Genomic DNA, 17,864 nt, shown 5'->3' with positions numbered 1-17,864 from the left:
TTTAATAAAAAATGCAGGGTACAAATTCATGAAACGTAATATTCTGGCACTTTTAATTCCTGGTTTACTGATTGCATCAGGAGCTCACGCAGCAGAAGTTTATAATAAAGACGGCAATAAACTGGATCTGTACGGTAAAGTTAAAGGGCTGCATTATTTCTCTGACGCACCCGGCAGTGATGGTGACCAGAGTTACGTTCGTTTCGGTTTTAAAGGCCAGACACAAATTAATGATTTGATCACCGGTTACGGCCAGTGGGAATACAACGTGATGGCTAACCACGCGGAATCCGACAGCAAAACCCCAAGCACCACCGGCACTAAAACCCGTCTGGGCTTTGCCGGTTTGAAATTCGGCAAATACGGCTCTGTCGACTATGGCCGTAACTACGGCGCACTGTACGACGTTGAAGCCTGGACTGATATGTTCCCTGAATTCGGTGGCGACGGTTACACCAAAGCTGACCGCTTCATGACGGGCCGTACCAACGGCGTGGCAACCTACCGTAACCGTGGCTTCTTTGGTATGGTCGATGGTCTGAACGTTGCCGTTCAGTACCAGGGTAAAAACGAAAATGACAGCCGCAGCAGCAGCACCGCGAACGGTGACGGTTATGCCCTGTCGACCACTTACGCACTGGGTGATACCGGCGTGAGCTTCGGCGGTGCATTCGCCTCTTCTGACCGCACAACCGGCCAGAGCAATTCAACCTACGGTAAAGGCGATAAAGCTGACGCCTGGACTGGCGGCATGAAATACGATGCAAACGGTGTTTATTTAGCCGCTATGTATGCTGAAACCCGTAATATGATCGCCATTACCGTTCCTGGTGGTATTACCGGTGCGACGGCTGGCAGCGGTTTTGCGAATAAAACACAAACCTTCGAAGCCGTTGCACAATATCAGTTTGAAAATGGCCTGCGTCCGTCACTGGGTTATGTTCAGACCAAAGCGAAAGATATTGAAAACGTCGGTGATGCAGACCTGGTTAAATATGTTGACGTCGGAGCAACCTATTATTTCAACAAAAACATGTCTGCGTATGTTGATTATAAAATCAACCAACTGTCTGATGACAACAAATTGGCTCTGAATAACGACGACGTAACGGCTGTCGGCCTGGTTTATCAGTTCTGATTTAAGTCAAATACCCTCCCTCATTGTTATTTCTCTGTCTTTGATTTTTTTCGGCCGGACTCACCCTCCGGCTTTTTTCATTTCTGCAATTCCTCTGCATATCTCGCGTAATTCATCATTTATCCTTTCACACCCCGCTGAATCTGCTACAGTTTTAACGATTTTCATAAATGCGAATCTTTCTTAACAAGCATAGGGATGACAAATGAACAAAATTTCGCTTTGCACCACCAGTGCGTTGATCATGCTGGCACTCAGTGGCTGCGCGCAGCAAAAACCGGATGCCCAGCAGAAGCTGAATGATCAATCGGTGATGGCACTGAACTGGTTCCAGCAATCCGGTGAATATCAGGCACTGGCTTATCAGGCATTCAATACGGCCAAAATGGCGTTTGACAGTGCACAACCGCTGGCAGGACAGAAGAAAGCCGTTATCGTCGATCTTGATGAAACTATGCTTGATAACAGCGCTTACAGTGCGTGGCAGGTCAAAGCGAACAAACCGTTCGACAGTAAAACCTGGTCACAATGGACGGCAGCCCGTCAGGCCGCAGCGGTTCCGGGTGCTGTTGAATTCGCCAACTACGTGAATACCCACGGCGGCACGATGTTCTACGTGTCTAACCGTAAAACCAGCGAATACGCCGCGACCGTCGATAACATGAACCGCCTGGGGTTCTCCGGTGCGAATGACAAAACCGTGTTGCTGAGCTCCGACACCTCCAACAAACAAGTGCGTTTTGACGCTGTTAAAGCCGCCGGTTACCACGTTGTCTTGTACGTGGGCGATAATCTGAATGACTTCGGTTCCGCCACTTATCATCAGAATAACGAACAGCGCCGCGCCTTCGTAAACCAGAACCATCAGCAGTTCGGCACCCAATATATCGTTCTGCCGAACCCGCTGTACGGTGACTGGGAGAGCGGTCTGGCGAAGGATTACAATAAGTTGTCGCCGGAAGCGAAATTGTCAGTCAGAGAGCAGAATCTGAAGGCGTGGAGTGGGAAGTGATCGCTTTTAGAAAGCGGGCAAATATTTGCTTTGCTATCTGATCGAGAATATTTCGGTTTCTCACGTACGGTGATCACTTAATTCGCTGCGCCGAAACCGCCAAAGAGGGAGGAAAGCGCCTCCCTCTTTGATCTCCCACGCTTTTTTCACTACGCGCTATCGCTCGCTGGCTCTGTTTCAGCAACTCCGGCTAGTGCCGCAAACGCCGCCGCTGCGCGGTCCTTTCGCTTCGGGTTCGAACCTGCTCGGAAAAAGACTCTCGCTGTTTCTCACCTCTCACTCAACGTCGTTTTGAAAGCGGCCTATGGCTATGTCATTCAAAAGATTCATGCTGGCTGATTTTGATTTGCTCCTTCACCTCTCACGAGGGGAAGGTCGGGATGGGGTGTTGGTTTTCGCAACTCAGTTGCCTGCTAAACCCCCTCCCGGCCTCCCCCTTCGCAGGGGGAGGAGCAAACCAATCCACAGTTATATAGTGAAAAAGTTTCCAGCCGCTTTCAGAAATCTTGCCGAACGAAGCGTTTCGAGACCTATGGCTCGAAACCAAGTGAGGGAACCGCGCAGCGGCAAGTTTTCGCGGCAATAACTGTGGCACCTGAAACAGTGCCAGCCAGCGAAAGCGCTTGTTTTAAAAAGACGCGGAGAGTCCAGAGAGGGGCCGTCCTGGCCCTCTCTGGTCGGTTTCGGCGCGAGCCGCTGAGCGATCACTACAATTGAAAAACCGAAACCTTTTCGGTCAGAGCCTCAGAGTCTTCGCGGCCAGCGACAAACCGAAATTATCCCGATTAACCTTCGCTGCAAGCGAGAAAAAAGCCGCTTTTGCAGCGGCCTCCTGCCATCAGAAACTATAGTCGATAGCCGCGAAATACCGCCGTCCATCCTCGTTGTAACTGTAGTCATCCCGGTTCAGATCTTTATCCGTCAGATTCAGCACCCCTGCCCGCAGTTTCACGGCTTTATTCACCTGATACGAACCGCCGGTGTTCCAGACCGTGTATCCGCCCGGCGTGGCATTTCCGTCGGTGACGGTACGGCTTTTACCTTTGTAATTGGCAGAAACGTAAAAACTCCAGGCATCCCACGGTTTCCAGTCCAGCGTGGCGTTACTGGTGTGGAACGGCAGTTCGGACAACGGTTTGTTTCCGCCGTTGCTCAGGTCGCGAGCGTCGTTGTAGGTGTAGTTCAGTTTCAGATTCAGCACGTCGGTGACCGGCACGCTGACTTCTGTTTCCAGGCCACGGATGCGGGCTTTATTGACGTTGTAATAACGGAAGATCGGATTACCGCTGGCGTCAAAACCGACAAAGTTCGCGTAGGTCGGCGCCAGATTACGGTTGGCGGTGCGGATAACTGTGATCATGTCGTCGATGTCGTTCTGGAAGACCGTGGCGCTTGCGCTGACATCCTCCAGCCAGCCTTCCTGACCGGCATAGTACATGCCGAATTCCACGCTTTCGCTGGTTTCTGCTTTCAGGTCTTTACTGCCCACGACATTACAGCTGCCACGGCAGGAGGCACTTTGCCAGTCGGGGCTGAGCTGTAACAGGGATGGCGCTTTAAAGGCCGATGCCCAGCCGCCTTTCAGTGTAACGGTGTCGGTGGCGTTGTAGACCAGATACGCACGCGGGCTCCAGTTGACGCCGTAGTTTTCATGGTCGTCCATGCGCACGCCGCCGGTCAGCGCGAGGCTTTCGAAAATCCGCCATTCGTCTTCAAGGAACAGCGCGTACTGGTTGGCCTGCGTGCTGCCGCCGTTTTTCATGTTCACGCCATCTTCGAGCTTATCGTTACGGTATTCGCCGCCAAACGTCAGAAACTGGTTGTAATTCCCCAGCGGGATCACGACTTTGCCGTCGAGAGAATTGTTCTTCGAGGTGATGGTTTCGGCGTTTTTGTTCTCGATGTTCTCACCGTAGAAACGCAGTTCAGTATTCGCCAGCCCCCAGCGCCCGTTGTGGCCCAGCGAGTAGTTTTCGCGCTCGATACGGTTTTTATCCAGCGTGTCGGAATCCCTGTCCTGACGATCCATACCGTAACCGAACGTCATGTCCTGATCTTCGGTTGGCGTCAGTGAGAATTCCACATTGGCGTTGCGCGACGTGTAGCCTTCGATGCGTGGCTGGCCGGTGCTGCCGCTGGCGGCGCTGGCCTGATCTTTCTCACGTTTCCCCAGCGCGCCGTAGACTTTCACGCCGAGCAGGTCGTCAACCAGCGGGCCGCTGGCGAAGAAATTCCCGTTGCCACTGTCGCCGCGATCACGGTGTTCCTGAACCGTGGTGTCCGCGCTCACTGTGCCGTGCCACGCGGTGCCGACTTTGCGGGTGATGATATTCACCACGCCGCCCAGCGCATCGGAACCATAAAGTGAGGACATCGGCCCGCGTACCACTTCGATACGTTCAATTGATTCCGCCGGGATCCAGCTCAGGTCGAAATCGTTATGGCGGAATACGGCGTTGCGGGAATTCACGCGTTTGCCATCAACCAGAATCAGGGTGTAGCCGCTGCCCAGCCCGCGGATACTGACGCCCTGACGGTTGTCGCTTTCATTGGTGATTTGCACGCCCGGCACATCTTTCAGGACATCTTTCAGGTTCTGAACCGGTTTTTTTTGCAGGTCTTCGCGGGTGATGACGCTGATACTGGCTGGCGCATCTTTGAGGTTTTGCTGGATGGCGGAAGCCGTCACCACCATCTGGTCTTCTTTTTCTTTGACGTCTGAAACGTCTTCCGCCATCGCAGGACATGCGGCGGCGAACAGCTGAGCGAGCAACCCGGCTTTGATAGCCGGTGTAAATTTGACCTTAACCATTTCTTCTCTCCATGAGATAAAACAACCCCGGCGATACGGGACGTTGTCATTAAATTCCGTCAAACCGGTAAACGCGGCGCGAACAAACCCGCCCGGTTTATCAGGATGCTTTTCTTAGTTTCAGGCTCACAATGTGAAAGGCGGACGCCGCTGCTTTGGCGGCGTCCGTTTTTATTTCGTCAGAACTTAAATCGAAGGGTCGCTGACCAGTCCGTCGATGAGGATCTGCGGCGTTCCCTGCGAGCAGCGTTCAATTCTCCCGCGCACGCCGTAAACGCGCGCCAGGCTTTCCGGCGTGATCACCGCTTCCGGCTCGCCGTCAGCAATCAGATTACCGTCCTTGAGCATCAGCACGCGGTCGCCGTGGCGCAGCGCGATATTGATGTCATGCACCACCACCACAGTCACGATATGGCGTTTTTGCGTTTCCTTGCGCACCAGATCCATCACGTGGAACTGGTAGTTGAGATCGAGCGCGCTGAGCGGTTCGTCGAGCAGCAAAAGCGATGGCTGGCGGATCAGCGATTGCGCCAGCCCGACCAGCTGTTTCTGCCCGCCTGAAAGCTGATCCAGATAACTCAGCGCCAGATGTTCAATACCGAGCTGACGCAGCAACGCCATCACGCTGTCCGTGCCTTCGGCGGCTTTTCCTTTACCGCCGGACGCACGCTGCGCCACGATTATGGATTCCAGCACATGCAGATGCACGCCGGCTGGCAGCGTCTGCGGCAGATAAACCACCTGCTCAGCGCGACGGGCAAACGGCATCGGCATTAAATCGTGGCCGTCGAGCAGCAACTGCCCTTCCGCCCGGTTCAGCCCGGCCAGTGAACGTAGCAGTGTCGATTTCCCGCTGCCGTTCGGCCCGAGCAGCACGGTGATTTTCCCGCGCGGCAGCATCGGCACGTTCAGGTTGCGGATCACAGGTCGCTTCGGATAACCCGCGTTGAAATCGCGGATTTGCAGCCCCTGCGTGGCGGCATTGAGCCACGTTTGCGGATCAGTTTCGGGCATCGCAGACATCAGACGTTCCCCCTGTGACGAAGAATAATGCTGAGGAAGAACGGCACGCCGACCAGCGAGGTGACGATACCGACCGGAATGATAACGCCCGGCACCAGATTTTTAGACGCCACCGACGCCATCGACAGCACCAGCGCGCCAATCAGCGCACTCGCCGGCAGATAGAAACGGTGATCTTCACCAAACATCAGGCGCGCAATGTGCGGCGCGACCAGCCCGATAAAACCAATCGGCCCGACAAACGCCACCGCCAGCGCGGAGAGAATACTGATACGCAGCAGCGTGCCCAGGCGTAAACGGCGCACGTCGATACCAAAACTGACCGCGCGATCTTCACCCAGACGCAGCGCGGTCAGTTTCCACGCGCTCATCATCGACCACGGCAGTAATATCAGAAACGCCAGCAGCATCACCCCCAGTTTCACCCACGACGCACGCGCCAGGCTGCCCATCGTCCAGAAAACTAAGCCCTGCAAGGTGTCTTCGGTGGCGATGAACTGCATCAGGGAAACCAGTGCGTTGAAGGTAAAGACCAGCGCGATACCAAACAGCACCACGCCGGAGCTGGCGACGCGCGTCCAGCGGGTGATGCCGTCAAGCATCAGCGCGGCGAGCAGCGCAAAGATAAAGGCGTTCGCAGAGATAAACCATTGATCCGGGATCCCCGGAATGCCGATACCCAGCACGATAGCCAGTGCCGCGCCGAACGCCGCCGCAGAAGAAACCCCGAGCGTAAACGGGCTGGCCAGCGGGTTGTTCAGGATGGTTTGCATTTCTGCACCCGCCAGCCCGAGAGACATCCCCACCGCCACCGCCATCAGCGCGTAAGGCATGCGGATATCCCACACAATCACCCGCGTGCCCGCATCCGCCGACGCCGCGTCAAACAGCGTTTTCCACAGCGTACCGAGTGACAACCCCGACGGCCCCATAATGAAATCAATCACCAGTGAGACGATAATCGCCAGCACCAGGATCAGCATGATGAACAGACGGCGGCGGACGATATTCTGGTATCGCCCCATCACGCTGTCGTCGGTATTGCCTTTCACCGCCAGCGCGGGTTCGGTCGTTGTACTCATGATTCGCTTCTGTCTCTTTAACGTAAAAACTGACGGCGGAATTACTTCCCGCTTTCCGGTTTAGCCGCATCCGTCCAGTAAGTGCCGGTCGGTTCCACGGCAAGGAACTGCTTATAGAGTTGTTTCTGCGTTTCCTGCGGATCCAAATCCGCAAACTTCGCCGGATAAAATGCTTTGGCAAAGACCTGCACAGCCAGCACGTTATACGGCGAATTGTAATAATTGTGCCAGATGCCAAAACTGCGGCCATTTTCCACGGCTTTCAGCGTGCTGATGCCTTTACGCTGTAACAGTGGCGTCAGGCTGGCACGCGCTTCATCCGGCGTGGTCTGTGCGCCGAGCACTAAACCGGTTGGCGCCGGATCACCCGCTTTAGCCGGTTTCCCGCCGCCGCTGACCAGATAAACATCCGGCTGCGCCGCAATCACTTTTTCGAGATTGACCAGACCCAGCGGCCCCGGCAGCAACGGTTTGGCAATATTAACCCCGCCCGCCTGATCGATGAAATCACCCATGTTGCCTTTACCGGCAGAACGGCAACATTCATCCGCGGTTGAGGCGCGTAATTCGATAAAGACTTTCGGTTTATCCTGCTCAGGAATGTCTTTCGTCACATCCGTGACGCGTTTGATGTTGTCCTGATAAAACGTAATGTAGTCCTGCGCCTGTTTCTCGCGGTTCAGCACTTTGCCCAGCAATTCCATGCTCGGCAGGGTATTTTTCAGCGGTGACGTGCGGAAATCCACAAAGACCACCGGCACACCGGCTTTCTGCAACTGTGTTACCAGTGCGCTTTCTTTGCCCGGCCCGTGGCCCGACAAACCAAAAATCGCTAACTGCGGGTTCAGCGTCAGCACTTTCTCCGGGCTGATGCTGTCGGCGCTGGTGTTACCAATCAGCGGGATTTTGTCGATCTGCGGGAATTTAGCCTGATACGTCGCATACGTTTGCGGATCGAGCTTCCGGAAGTCGCCCTGCCAGCCCACAATGCGGTCGAACGGCTTCTGGCCTTCGAGCAGGGAAACGGCAAAGAACAACCGCCCTTCTCCCAGGACCACGCGCTGAACATCGTCCGGCACCGTGACCGTTCTTCCTGCAATATCCGTGACCGTCACCGCCTGAGCATTCAGGCTCAACATGCCAAGTGCGCATCCTGCTAATCCGCCAGCAATTCGTTTGCTGAGCAGCGTACTGATAAAATTCTGCTGATAATTCATCTTCTTCCGATTCCTTTACGTTTCCCTGAAGTGGGGCTAACAATAAAAGAAATGATAACGATTATCAATGCAGTTTACAGAACCTATCAAGGTTACAGAGAGATCGGGCGCGGGGAAACAGGGCTGAAGTAACAAAGCATTACGCAAAGGCAGGAATAAAAAAAGCGGAGCCTGCGCTCCGCCTTTGAAACAAAATGGCCGTTCCGGTCAGTTATTTATCAACGTGTTCCGGGAATTCCATTTCGCTGTATTTCACCACTTTGGTGCCTTTGGTCAGCTTGTAACCAAACCAGATAATCAGGAACAGCGGCAAACCGATGTACGTCGCCGCCACACCGCCCCAGTCAATGGTGTCTTTCAGGAACGCCTGATAGTTTTGGCCCAGCGTAATAACCAGACACAGCACAAACGCGAAGACCGGACCGAACGGGAAGAAACCGGACAGATACGGCAGCGCTTTCAGATCAAGACCTTGTGACACATAGCCGCGACGGAAACGGTAATGGCTCACCGCAATACCCAGCCAGGCGATAAAGCCCGTCATACCGGACGTGTTCAGCAGCCACAGGTAAACGGTCTTATTACCAAACATCGAGCTCAGGAAGCACAGCGCAGCCACAATGGTGGTGGCGTAGAGTGCGTTGCGCGGCACACCGCCTTTCGACAGTTTGGCGAACATGCGCGGCGCTTTGCCTTCGCTGGCCAGCGTAAAGAGCATACGGGTTGAGGCGTACATGCCGGAGTTACCGGCAGACAACACGGCGGTCAGGATCACGGCATTCATCACCGCAGCAGCAGACAGCAGACCGGCATTACGGAACACCAGCGTGAACGGGCTGACGGCGATATCGCCCACTTCGTTACGCAGCAAGCTTGGATCGGTGTAAGGAATGATCAGGCTGATCACCAGAATGGCCAGAATATAGAACAGCAGGATACGCCAGAATACCTGACGCACCGCGCGCGGGATGTTCTTGCCCGGATTTTCAGATTCACCGGCAGCCACGCCAATCAGTTCGGTTCCCTGGAAGGAGAAGCCGACGATCATCGCCACGCCTATCATCGAGGCGAATCCGCCTGCAAACGGCGCATCGCCGATCGTCCAGTTGTGCCAGCCCGCCGTTTCTGCACCGCGCATAATGCCGGTGATCATCAGGACGCCCACGGCGATAAAGATAATGACGGTAACCACTTTGATCAGCGAGAACCAGTATTCCGCTTCGCCGAAACCGCGTACGGAAATGTAGTTAAGCAGGAAGATCAGGCCAAGGAACAGGGCGCTCCAGATCCAGCCCGGCGTGTCCGGGAACCAGTAATTCATTACCAGCTGTGAAGCCACGAGGTCAACGGCGATGGTCACCGCCCAGTTGTACCAATAGTTCCAGCCCAGTGCGAAACCGAAACCTTCTTCTACATAGCGCGAACCGTAGGTTGAGAATGAACCGGAAACCGGCATGAACGCCGCGAGTTCACCGAGACTGGTCATCAGGAAGTAAACCATGATGCCGATCAGTGCGTAGGACAGCAGAGCGCCGCCCGGGCCCGCCTGTGAAACTGTCGCGCCGGAGGCGACGAATAAACCCGTACCAATTGAACCGCCAATGGCGATCATCGTTAAGTGACGTGCCTTGAGCTCGCGACGCAGTGTGGGGGCCACCTGCGTATTTTTTGTAGGTTGTTGAGCCATTTTTACCCTATATCCGCTCGTTATTATAAAATTTAAGCGCGGATTGTAGCAAAACCTGCCGCTCTGAATAGCAGGAACGACCTGTTATAAGACAGCTTCATAACAGGCCGTGGATCATTAGTGAAAGACCGTAATCAGGATTCGCGACAGTAGGTTAAAAACCGTGATAACGCATTGGAGATATGTTTCTGCCGGTGATGAATGAGGTAAAGCTTACGCACCAGGGGCGCAACCGGCAGCCGGATTTCGACCAAAGAACCGCTGCTCAGCTGCTCGGCAATCACCCGGCGGGACAGGCAGCTGATGCCAATTCCGTGACGCACCGCGTGCTTGATGGCCTCAGAATTTCCCAGTTCCATGATCAGGTTAAAATCGGGTAACTGCGGCAACAGCATATGATCCAGCACTTCACGCGTGCCCGAACCCCGTTCACGCAGGATCCACGGTTCGCGCGCCAGCGCCTCCAGCGAAACCGTCTGCCCTGCCAGCGGATTTTCCGGCGCGACAAACACCACCAGTTCGTCATCCAGCCACGGCTGTGTGATCAGCTCCGGCAGCTGGCATGGTCCTTCGATCAGCCCCAAATCCACACGAAAATCAGAGACGGCGTTAATCACGTCGTTGGTGTTGCCCACGTTGAGTTCCAGCGGCGTATGCGGGAAATCCAGCCGGTATTCCGCAATCATCGCCGGCAACATGTAGTTGCCGATGGTGCTGCTGGCACCGATGCGCAGCGAACCGTTATCATGGTTGAATAGCCGCTCGATTTCCCCCGCCTGTTCCAGCAACGCCAGCGCTTTGGGGTATAACAGACGCCCATGCTCATTAATTACCAGCCGCTTACCCACACGGTCGAATAACTGCACGCCAAGTTGCCCTTCGATATCGGCCAGTGCGGCACTCACAGCGGATTGTGATAATGAAAGCACAACCGACGCCTGCGTGGTCGACCCGCTTTTCAGCACCTCGGCGAAAACTTCAAGTTGTCGCAATGTTATGTGCATAAATGTCCCGCTATCCTCACGCGCCTTACGGCGTCAAGAAATTGGTTCAGAAGAAAAACCGCCGTTAACGCACGCTTTCTCTTTTTTAAGTATAGACACGGAGATCGGAGCGACCATTCTGGCCCCGCTTTTCAGCGCATTCTATACCAGTTTTTCAGATAGGTTATAAAGTTATAATCAATTTCATTTTTATATAAGCGCAGCGTAGCCTTATTGCATCACTCCTGAGATGAGGAAACGACAATGAATACATTGCCGCTCAATAAACGCGACGCGCTCAAAAATACCGTTCCGCAACCGCTGCGGATTAGCCGTGTCATTCCCGGCCTGGCGCTGACCGGCGTCATTACTGCTCTGGCTATCTGGCTGAGTGATTTTCCAACGCTGAGCCAGCTCGGGCTGAGCGCGCTGACGCTGGCGATTGTGATCGGCATGGTCATCGGCAATACGTTTTATCCTGCCGCCCGGCCGTGGTGTGAGGAAGGCGTCACGCTGGCCAAACAGCGACTGTTACGGCTCGGTATCATCCTTTACGGCCTGCGCCTGACGTTCGCGCAAATCGCCGATGTCGGCGCAACCGGTATTCTGATTGACGCCATGATGCTGTGTTCCACCTTTGCGCTGGCCTGCTGGCTCGGACAACGCGTGTTTAAATTAGACCGCGACACTTCGATGCTCATCGGCGCAGGCAGCAGCATTTGTGGCGCAGCCGCCGTGATGGCGACGGAACCGGTGCTCAACGCCAAAGCCGAAAAAGTGACCGTCGCCGTGGCTACGGTGGTGATTTTCGGCACGGCTGCCATCTTCCTGTATCCGTGGCTGTGGCAGCTTAATGCGCATTATCACTGGGTGAACTTCACGGCTGCACAGTTCGGTATTTATACCGGTTCGACGGTGCATGAAGTGGCGCAGGTGGTAGCCGCCGGTCAGGGTGTCAGCCCGGACGCCGAAAACGCGGCGGTAATCGCCAAGATGATCCGCGTCATGATGCTGGCGCCGTTCCTGCTGCTTTTATCCGGCTGGATTGCACGCGGTAAAGGTGTGAAAGAAGCCGGTGAGAAATCAGGTTTACGTAACATCACCATTCCGTGGTTCGCGCTGATGTTCATTCTGGTGGCAGCGTTTAACTCGCTGGATATTCTGCCGCACAGCTGGATCCCACCGCTCATCACGCTCGACACGGTACTGCTCGCCATGGCGATGGCGGCGCTTGGCCTGACAACGCACATCAGCGCGCTGCGTCAGGCCGGGCTGAAACCGATGCTGCTGGCGGCGATATTGTTTGTCTGGCTGATTGCCGGCGGCGCGGGCATCAACGAGCTGGTTCAGCATCTTTTTGGCTAATGTTGCGGGTTTTAACACTTCTCTGCTGCGCCTGCCCTGTGCAGGCGCTATCATTCCTCCTTAGATGAAGAATAAATGAGGAGCGGAAATGAAGTTTATAGGAGCACACGTGAGTGCTGCGGGCGGCGTCGATCAGGCCGTTTTGCGGGCACACGAGCTGGAAGCTACGGCTTTTGCGCTTTTCACCAAGAACCAGCGTCAGTGGAAAGCCGCACCGTTGCCGGAAGACGTCATCGAAAAATTCAAAATAGCCTGTGAAAAATATGGCTATCAGAGCAACCAGATTTTGCCGCATGACAGCTATCTGATTAACCTCGGCCACCCGGTCACTGAAGCGCTGGAAAAATCCCGCGAGGCCTTTCTTGATGAACTGCAACGTTGCGAGCAACTCGGCCTTTCGCTGCTGAATTTCCATCCGGGCAGCCATCTGATGCAAATCGACGAAGACAAATGTCTCGAACGAATTTCGGAATCCCTGAACATCGCGCTGGCACAGACGCAAGGCGTCACCGCCGTCATCGAAAATACCGCCGGTCAGGGCAGCAATCTGGGCTTCCGCTTCGAACATCTGGCGAAAATCATTGATGGCGTCGAAGACAAAAGCCGCGTCGGTGTCTGCATAGACACCTGCCACGCCTTCGCCGCCGGTTACGATCTGCGAACCGTTGAAGGGTGTGAGAATACCTTCAAACATTTTGGAGACGTTGTCGGGTTTAAATACCTGCGCGGTATGCATCTCAATGATGCAAAAAGCGAATTCAACAGCCGCGTCGACCGCCATCACAGCCTCGGTCAGGGGAACATTGGCAACACGGTGTTCAGCTGGATGATGCGCGACGTTAGGTTTGACGGTATCCCGATGATCCTTGAGACGGTCAATCCGGAGATCTGGAAAGATGAGATCGCGTGGTTAAAAGGGGAAGCGGCGGCTGAAGTCGCGGCCTGAATTTGCAGATAGCCGCTGCAATTTGCGGCCTTGACGGCTGACCGAGATGATTTCGGTTTCTCAATGTCGGTGATCACTTGGCGCGCTGCGCCGAAACCGACAAAGAGGGAGGAAAAGCGCCTCCCTCTTTGATCTCCCACGCTTTTTTAACTGCGCGCTACCGCTCGCTGGCTATGTTTCAGGTGCCACAGCTATTGCCGCGAAAACTTGCCGCTGCGCGGTGCCTTCATTTCGGCCTTCGAGCCTTTCGGTCTCGAAACACTCATTCAGCAAGCTTTCTGAAAGCGGCCAAGGCTATGTAATTCAGCATGCTTTCTGAAAGCGGCCAGAGGCTTATTTAAATTCAAAATCAGGCTGGTTCTAATCTTTTAGAAAAGGCAATTTGGCGCGCTCAGAAATTTTGCTGACCGAGGGTTCGAGACCGCAGGCTCGAAGCCCTCGAGGAAGGCACCGCGCAGCGGCAAGATTTCGCGCCACACGCCGGAGTAACAGAACACGTCCGTCGACCTAGCGATAGCGCGCAGTGAAAAAGCGAGGAGAGTGCAGAGAGGAAAAGCACTTTCCTCTCTGCTCGGTTTCGGCGCCAGCCGCTGACCGATCACCGCCATTGAGAAACCGAAATTTTCTCGATCCAGCCTTCACTGCAAGTGAAAAACCGAAACTTTCTCGATCCAAGCCTTCAAGGCCGTAACTTGCAGCGGCCATCTGCAAAAAAAAAGCGCGACTCATTTTTAAGTCGCGCTTCTGTCACCTGCTGAACAGCAATATTATCAGGCTACTTTAGCCGCCAGCTCTGCATCTGAACGTTTCAGAATCGCATAACCGCCACCGGCCAGAACCGTACCGGCAATAATCGCCACCAGGTAACCGAGTACCGGTGTGATTGCGCCAGGGATCAACAGAACAAACAGACCACCGTGTGGTGCCATCAGTTGTGCATGGAAGGCCATGGACAGTGCACCGGTCAGCGCACCACCGGCAATACAGCACGGCAGAACACGCATCGGGTCACGGGCGGCAAACGGAATCGCACCTTCGGAGATGAAGCACAGGCCCAGAACCAGCGCCGCTTTACCGCCTTCGCGTTCACTCTCCTCGAACTTGTTACGCGCCAGCAAGGTCGCCAGACCCATCGCCAGTGGTGGCACCATACCGGCAGCCATGATGGCAGCCATCGGTGCGTACACGGAAGAACTCAGCAACGCGACGCCGAAGGCGTAAGCCGCTTTGTTTACCGGGCCACCCATATCGGTACACATCATCGCACCGAGGATTGCGCCGAGCAGTACAGCGTTCGCAGTACCCAGAGATTGCAGCCATGCGGTCAGACCTGCCATGATTTTTGCCACTGGCGTACCGACAACATAAATCATCACCAGACCCGTAATCAGGCTCGCGACCAGCGGGATGATCAGGATAGGTTTCAGGGCTTCCATACTTTGCGGTAACTTCAGCTTGCCGCTGATGGCTTTCGCCACGTAACCCGCGAGGAAACCGGCGATGATACCGCCAAGGAAACCGGCACCGGTGCTCACGGCTAACATACCGCCGATAAGACCCGGCGTCAGGCCAGGACGGTCAGCGATGGAGAAGGCAATGAAGCCCGCCAGAACCGGAACCATCAGCGCGAAGGCGGAAGCCCCACCGATTTGCATCAGGGCAGCAGCCAGCGTGCCTTTCACTTCAAACGCTTTGATACCGAAGACGAAGGACAGCGCGATACACAACCCGCCCGCCACCACCATCGGCAACATGTAAGACACGCCGGTCAGCAGGTGACGGTATGGGCCTGTGCCGCCCGCTTCTTTTTTCTTCGTACCCGTTGCCGAACCCTGTGCATTAGGTGCAAAGACTTCCGCTTCAACCAATGCTTTATCCAGTTCCTGCTTGGTCTTTTTCAATGCCAGACCGGTAGAGGTGCGATACATCGGCTTACCGGCAAACTTCGCCAGATCCACTTCGATGTCAGCCGCAACGATCACCAGATCAGCCGCCGCCACTTCTTCAGGCGTGATGGCGTTACCGGCACCCACGGAACCGCGGGTTTCCACTTTCACCCACCAGCCACGTTTTTTCGCTTCACTTTCAATGGCTTCAGCCGCCATGAAAGTATGCGCAACACCCGTCGGACAGGCGGTGATGGCAACAATACGTTTTGGACCGGCCACAGCAGCAGGTGCAGACACCGCAACAGCCGGTGCCACGTAAGGTTTCGCTTCTGCCAGTGCGCGCTCCAGGAATGCCTGAGGATCGCGAACAGCATCCGCCACATCACCGGTATAAACGTTTTTACCTGTCAGCGTCGCGTCATTGGGTACGGTTTCACCGGCCACGATCACGACGTCAGCGTCAGCGTCAGCGGCCTGTCCGACCATCTGATGCCCTGCTTTCTCAGCAGCAGCAGCGAGCAAATTTTTCGCCAGATGGCTGCGAGCCTGTCCCAGCGAACTGTCTATCATCAGCAGCGTTTTCATTCTGCCTCCTGCGGATTAAAAGGGTTTCAGGTCAACACGGGCCATCATCGCCGCGAGCTGCGGACGATCGGTGACACCGACATTACTCTGGCTGACAGCCAGTGCGGCAACAGCCGTTGCCAGGCGTAGCGTATGTTCACTGGATTCACGCATCAGCAAGCCGTAGATCAGGCCACCGACCATGGAATCACCGGCACCGACGGTGCTGACGACTTCACAGGCTGGCGGTTTGGCGATCCACGCGCCGGAGGCGTTCACCCACAATGCGCCTTCTGCACCCAGAGAAATCACCACATGGGCAATCCCCTGATCACGCAAGGCGTGCGCGGCTTCTACCACGTCACTCAGTTCTGGCAATTTACGGCCAGCCCAGATTTCCAGTTCGCGGCGGTTAGGTTTAACCAGCCACGGTGCGGCTTTCAGACCCGCAACCAGTGCTTCACGGCTGCTGTCAAAGATGATGCACGGACACTGCGCGCGCAGGCGTTTCATCCAGTCGGTGAATGCGTCAGGGTCAACGCCTGCTGGCAGACTGCCGCTCACGGCGACCATATCGAACTGGCCCAGCCATGAAAGGGAATCTGTCACGAAACGTTCCCAGTCGGCCGGCGTCACATTGAAGCCAGAGAAGTTGAAGTCGCTGACTTCGCCATCTTTTTCGGTCAGTTTGACGTTAATACGGGTACGGCCATTCACGACCTGAAAACGGTTAGCGATGCCCAGATCGCTGAACAGCAACTGGAAGCCGTCCTGATTCTCTTTGCCCAGGAAACCACCCACAGTGACGTCGATGCCGAGATCTTTCAGCACTTTCGCAACGTTGATGCCTTTACCTGCGGCGTGAAGACCGGTGGTTTGCACCAGATTGACTTCACCGCGTTCGATTTCAGGCACATAGCCCACTAAATCGTACGCCGGGTTTAAGGTAATTGTGGCGACTCGACGGCTCATGCGCCCTCCCCAAGACCTTCGGCAATCGCTTCGCCGATGGTTTTTAATGCCAGTTCGGCATCTTCACCGCTGGCAGTAAAGCGCAGGTGGTGACCTTTTTTCACGCCCAGCGCCACGACTTTCATCAGGCTACGGCCGTTGGCAGGTTTACCGCTGCCATCAAGGTTGGTCACGGTGATTTCACTGCTGAACTGTTTGATCACGTTCACTAACGCCGTACCCGGACGTGCATGCAGACCATGCTCGTTACGGATGACGAATTCAGCGGTGAGCACGTTGGCTTGTTCTTCGACTTCACGGGTCAGCAAGGCCAGAACACCCACCGCATCTGCCGTCAGCAAGCGTTCAGCTTTATTGGCAATCAGCAGGTCACTCAGGTAGTTCAGCACGTCCAGCGGCTGGTCGTCTGCAACGGAAATCGTCAGCAGCATAGAGACCTTTTCGCCAGCCAGATCAAATGCCTGCTGCGCGCGGCTGACGGTGGCAGCACTTTTCAGGTTGCCCTCCGAGCTGTCGCTCAGCCAGATACCGTGGCCCAGATTCAGCGGTTTGCGGCTGATCACATCGCTGACGAAAGTGTTATCAACGGCACCAATCTGTTGTAAACGTCCTGCGTTCAGCGCCTGTAATGTGATCAGGTTTTCCGCCGCCACATCCACTGCAATCAGTTGAGTATCAAACAGGAATTCAGCGGCATTTTTCTCGCCCATCAGCACGCTGCGCAGTTCTTCAGCAGAATCTGTTTTTGCCAGACGCTCAGCTACGCTGTCGTCACTCAAGACATGCGTCAGCTGACGCAGCAAACCGAGGTGTTCATCAGAGCGCGCTGCAATGCCGATCACGACATACGCCGTCTGACCTTCACCCCAGGCAATGCCCTGCGGGAACTGGAAAACCTGTACGCCGGTGTCGAGCACCAGATCACGGGTATCGGTGGTGCCGTGCGGAATAGCAATGCCGTTGCCAAGGTAAGTCGACGTTTGCAGCTCACGCGCTAACATGCCGTCTACATAGCCTTCGCTGACGCGGCCTGCCTGAGTCAGTGCTGCCGCGACCTGGCGAATGGCTTCCTGCTTATCGCTGGCGGCCGCACCGAGATGAATATCTTGCTGTGACAGTTGGAACATAATTCTCCTCTCCTGCTGAAATTGAATCGTTTCAGCTTTACTGAGAA

General features: G+C 55.1%; 13 protein-coding genes. 4 read left to right on the top strand and 9 right to left on the bottom strand.

Features of this window, described 5'->3' with window-relative positions; translation table 11 throughout:
• Nucleotides 1-28 precede the first annotated feature (28 nt).
• Both ACM5QY_RS11615 and ACM5QY_RS11610 read left to right on the top strand, forming a co-directional pair.
• Entirely contained in the window at nt 29-1,138 is a 1,110-nt protein-coding gene (locus tag ACM5QY_RS11615) for a porin (protein ID WP_416120755.1), read from the top strand.
• A gap of 205 nt (nt 1,139-1,343) precedes the next feature.
• Nucleotides 1,344-2,150, top strand: a complete 807-nt coding sequence (locus tag ACM5QY_RS11610) for a 5'-nucleotidase, lipoprotein e(P4) family (RefSeq protein ID WP_416120754.1) — start codon at nt 1,344-1,346, stop codon at nt 2,148-2,150.
• Nucleotides 2,151-2,988: 838 nt separating this feature from the next.
• On the opposite strand, the gene cirA is transcribed toward ACM5QY_RS11610, so the two are convergent.
• The 6 genes from cirA to yieE form a co-directional block, all read right to left on the bottom strand.
• A complete protein-coding gene (cirA, locus tag ACM5QY_RS11605) occupies nt 2,989-4,962 on the bottom strand; it encodes a catecholate siderophore receptor CirA (protein WP_416120753.1) in 1,974 nt (657 codons plus the stop codon).
• 186 nt (nt 4,963-5,148) lie between these two features.
• Entirely contained in the window at nt 5,149-5,985 is an 837-nt protein-coding gene (locus ACM5QY_RS11600; RefSeq protein WP_416120752.1) for an ABC transporter ATP-binding protein, read from the bottom strand.
• Nucleotides 5,985-7,067 carry a FecCD family ABC transporter permease gene (locus tag ACM5QY_RS11595; RefSeq protein WP_416120751.1) on the bottom strand — a complete coding sequence of 361 codons (1,083 nt, stop codon included), beginning with the start codon at nt 7,065-7,067 and terminating at the stop codon, nt 5,985-5,987. Before ACM5QY_RS11595 ends, ACM5QY_RS11600 begins: the two co-directional genes overlap by 1 nt.
• Nucleotides 7,068-7,108: 41 nt before the next feature.
• Nucleotides 7,109-8,284, bottom strand: a complete 1,176-nt coding sequence (locus ACM5QY_RS11590) for an ABC transporter substrate-binding protein (protein ID WP_416120750.1) — start codon at nt 8,282-8,284, stop codon at nt 7,109-7,111.
• Nucleotides 8,285-8,495: 211 nt separating this feature from the next.
• Nucleotides 8,496-9,971 carry an amino acid permease gene (locus tag ACM5QY_RS11585; protein WP_416120749.1) on the bottom strand — a complete coding sequence of 492 codons (1,476 nt, stop codon included), beginning with the start codon at nt 9,969-9,971 and terminating at the stop codon, nt 8,496-8,498.
• A gap of 134 nt (nt 9,972-10,105) precedes the next feature.
• Nucleotides 10,106-10,975, bottom strand: coding sequence for a DNA-binding transcriptional regulator YeiE (gene yieE / locus ACM5QY_RS11580; RefSeq protein ID WP_416120748.1), 870 nt, complete (start codon nt 10,973-10,975; stop codon nt 10,106-10,108).
• 243 nt (nt 10,976-11,218) lie between these two features.
• Between yieE and ACM5QY_RS11575 the strand changes: the two genes are divergently transcribed.
• Both ACM5QY_RS11575 and nfo read left to right on the top strand, forming a co-directional pair.
• A complete protein-coding gene (locus ACM5QY_RS11575) occupies nt 11,219-12,319 on the top strand; it encodes a YeiH family protein (RefSeq protein WP_416120747.1) in 1,101 nt (366 codons plus the stop codon).
• Between the two features lie 88 nt (nt 12,320-12,407).
• Nucleotides 12,408-13,265 carry a deoxyribonuclease IV gene (gene nfo / locus ACM5QY_RS11570; RefSeq protein ID WP_416120746.1) on the top strand — a complete coding sequence of 286 codons (858 nt, stop codon included), beginning with the start codon at nt 12,408-12,410 and terminating at the stop codon, nt 13,263-13,265.
• Nucleotides 13,266-14,035: 770 nt separating this feature from the next.
• On the opposite strand, the gene fruA is transcribed toward nfo, so the two are convergent.
• Genes fruA through fruB form a run of 3 tightly spaced genes read right to left on the bottom strand, consistent with a single transcriptional unit; the run spans nt 14,036 to nt 17,817 of the window.
• Nucleotides 14,036-15,739: a PTS fructose transporter subunit IIBC gene (gene fruA / locus ACM5QY_RS11565; protein WP_416120745.1), complete on the bottom strand. Its 1,704-nt coding sequence runs from the start codon at nt 15,737-15,739 to the stop codon at nt 14,036-14,038.
• A 15-nt stretch (nt 15,740-15,754) separates the two neighbouring features.
• The gene (gene fruK, locus ACM5QY_RS11560) at nt 15,755-16,690 is read right to left on the bottom strand and encodes a 1-phosphofructokinase (RefSeq protein WP_056778537.1); all 936 of its coding nucleotides are present in this window, start codon (nt 16,688-16,690) and stop codon (nt 15,755-15,757) included.
• A complete protein-coding gene (gene fruB / locus ACM5QY_RS11555) occupies nt 16,687-17,817 on the bottom strand; it encodes a fused PTS fructose transporter subunit IIA/HPr protein (RefSeq protein ID WP_416120744.1) in 1,131 nt (376 codons plus the stop codon). Before fruB ends, fruK begins: the two co-directional genes overlap by 4 nt.
• Nucleotides 17,818-17,864 lie beyond the last annotated feature (47 nt).

It is taken from the genome of Rahnella sp. PCH160, from assembly GCF_047784855.1.
In the GTDB taxonomy this organism is placed as follows: domain Bacteria; phylum Pseudomonadota; class Gammaproteobacteria; order Enterobacterales; family Enterobacteriaceae; genus Rahnella.
The sequence above is the reverse complement of the archived record's forward strand: the minus strand, read 5'-3'. Positions and strand labels throughout refer to the sequence as shown.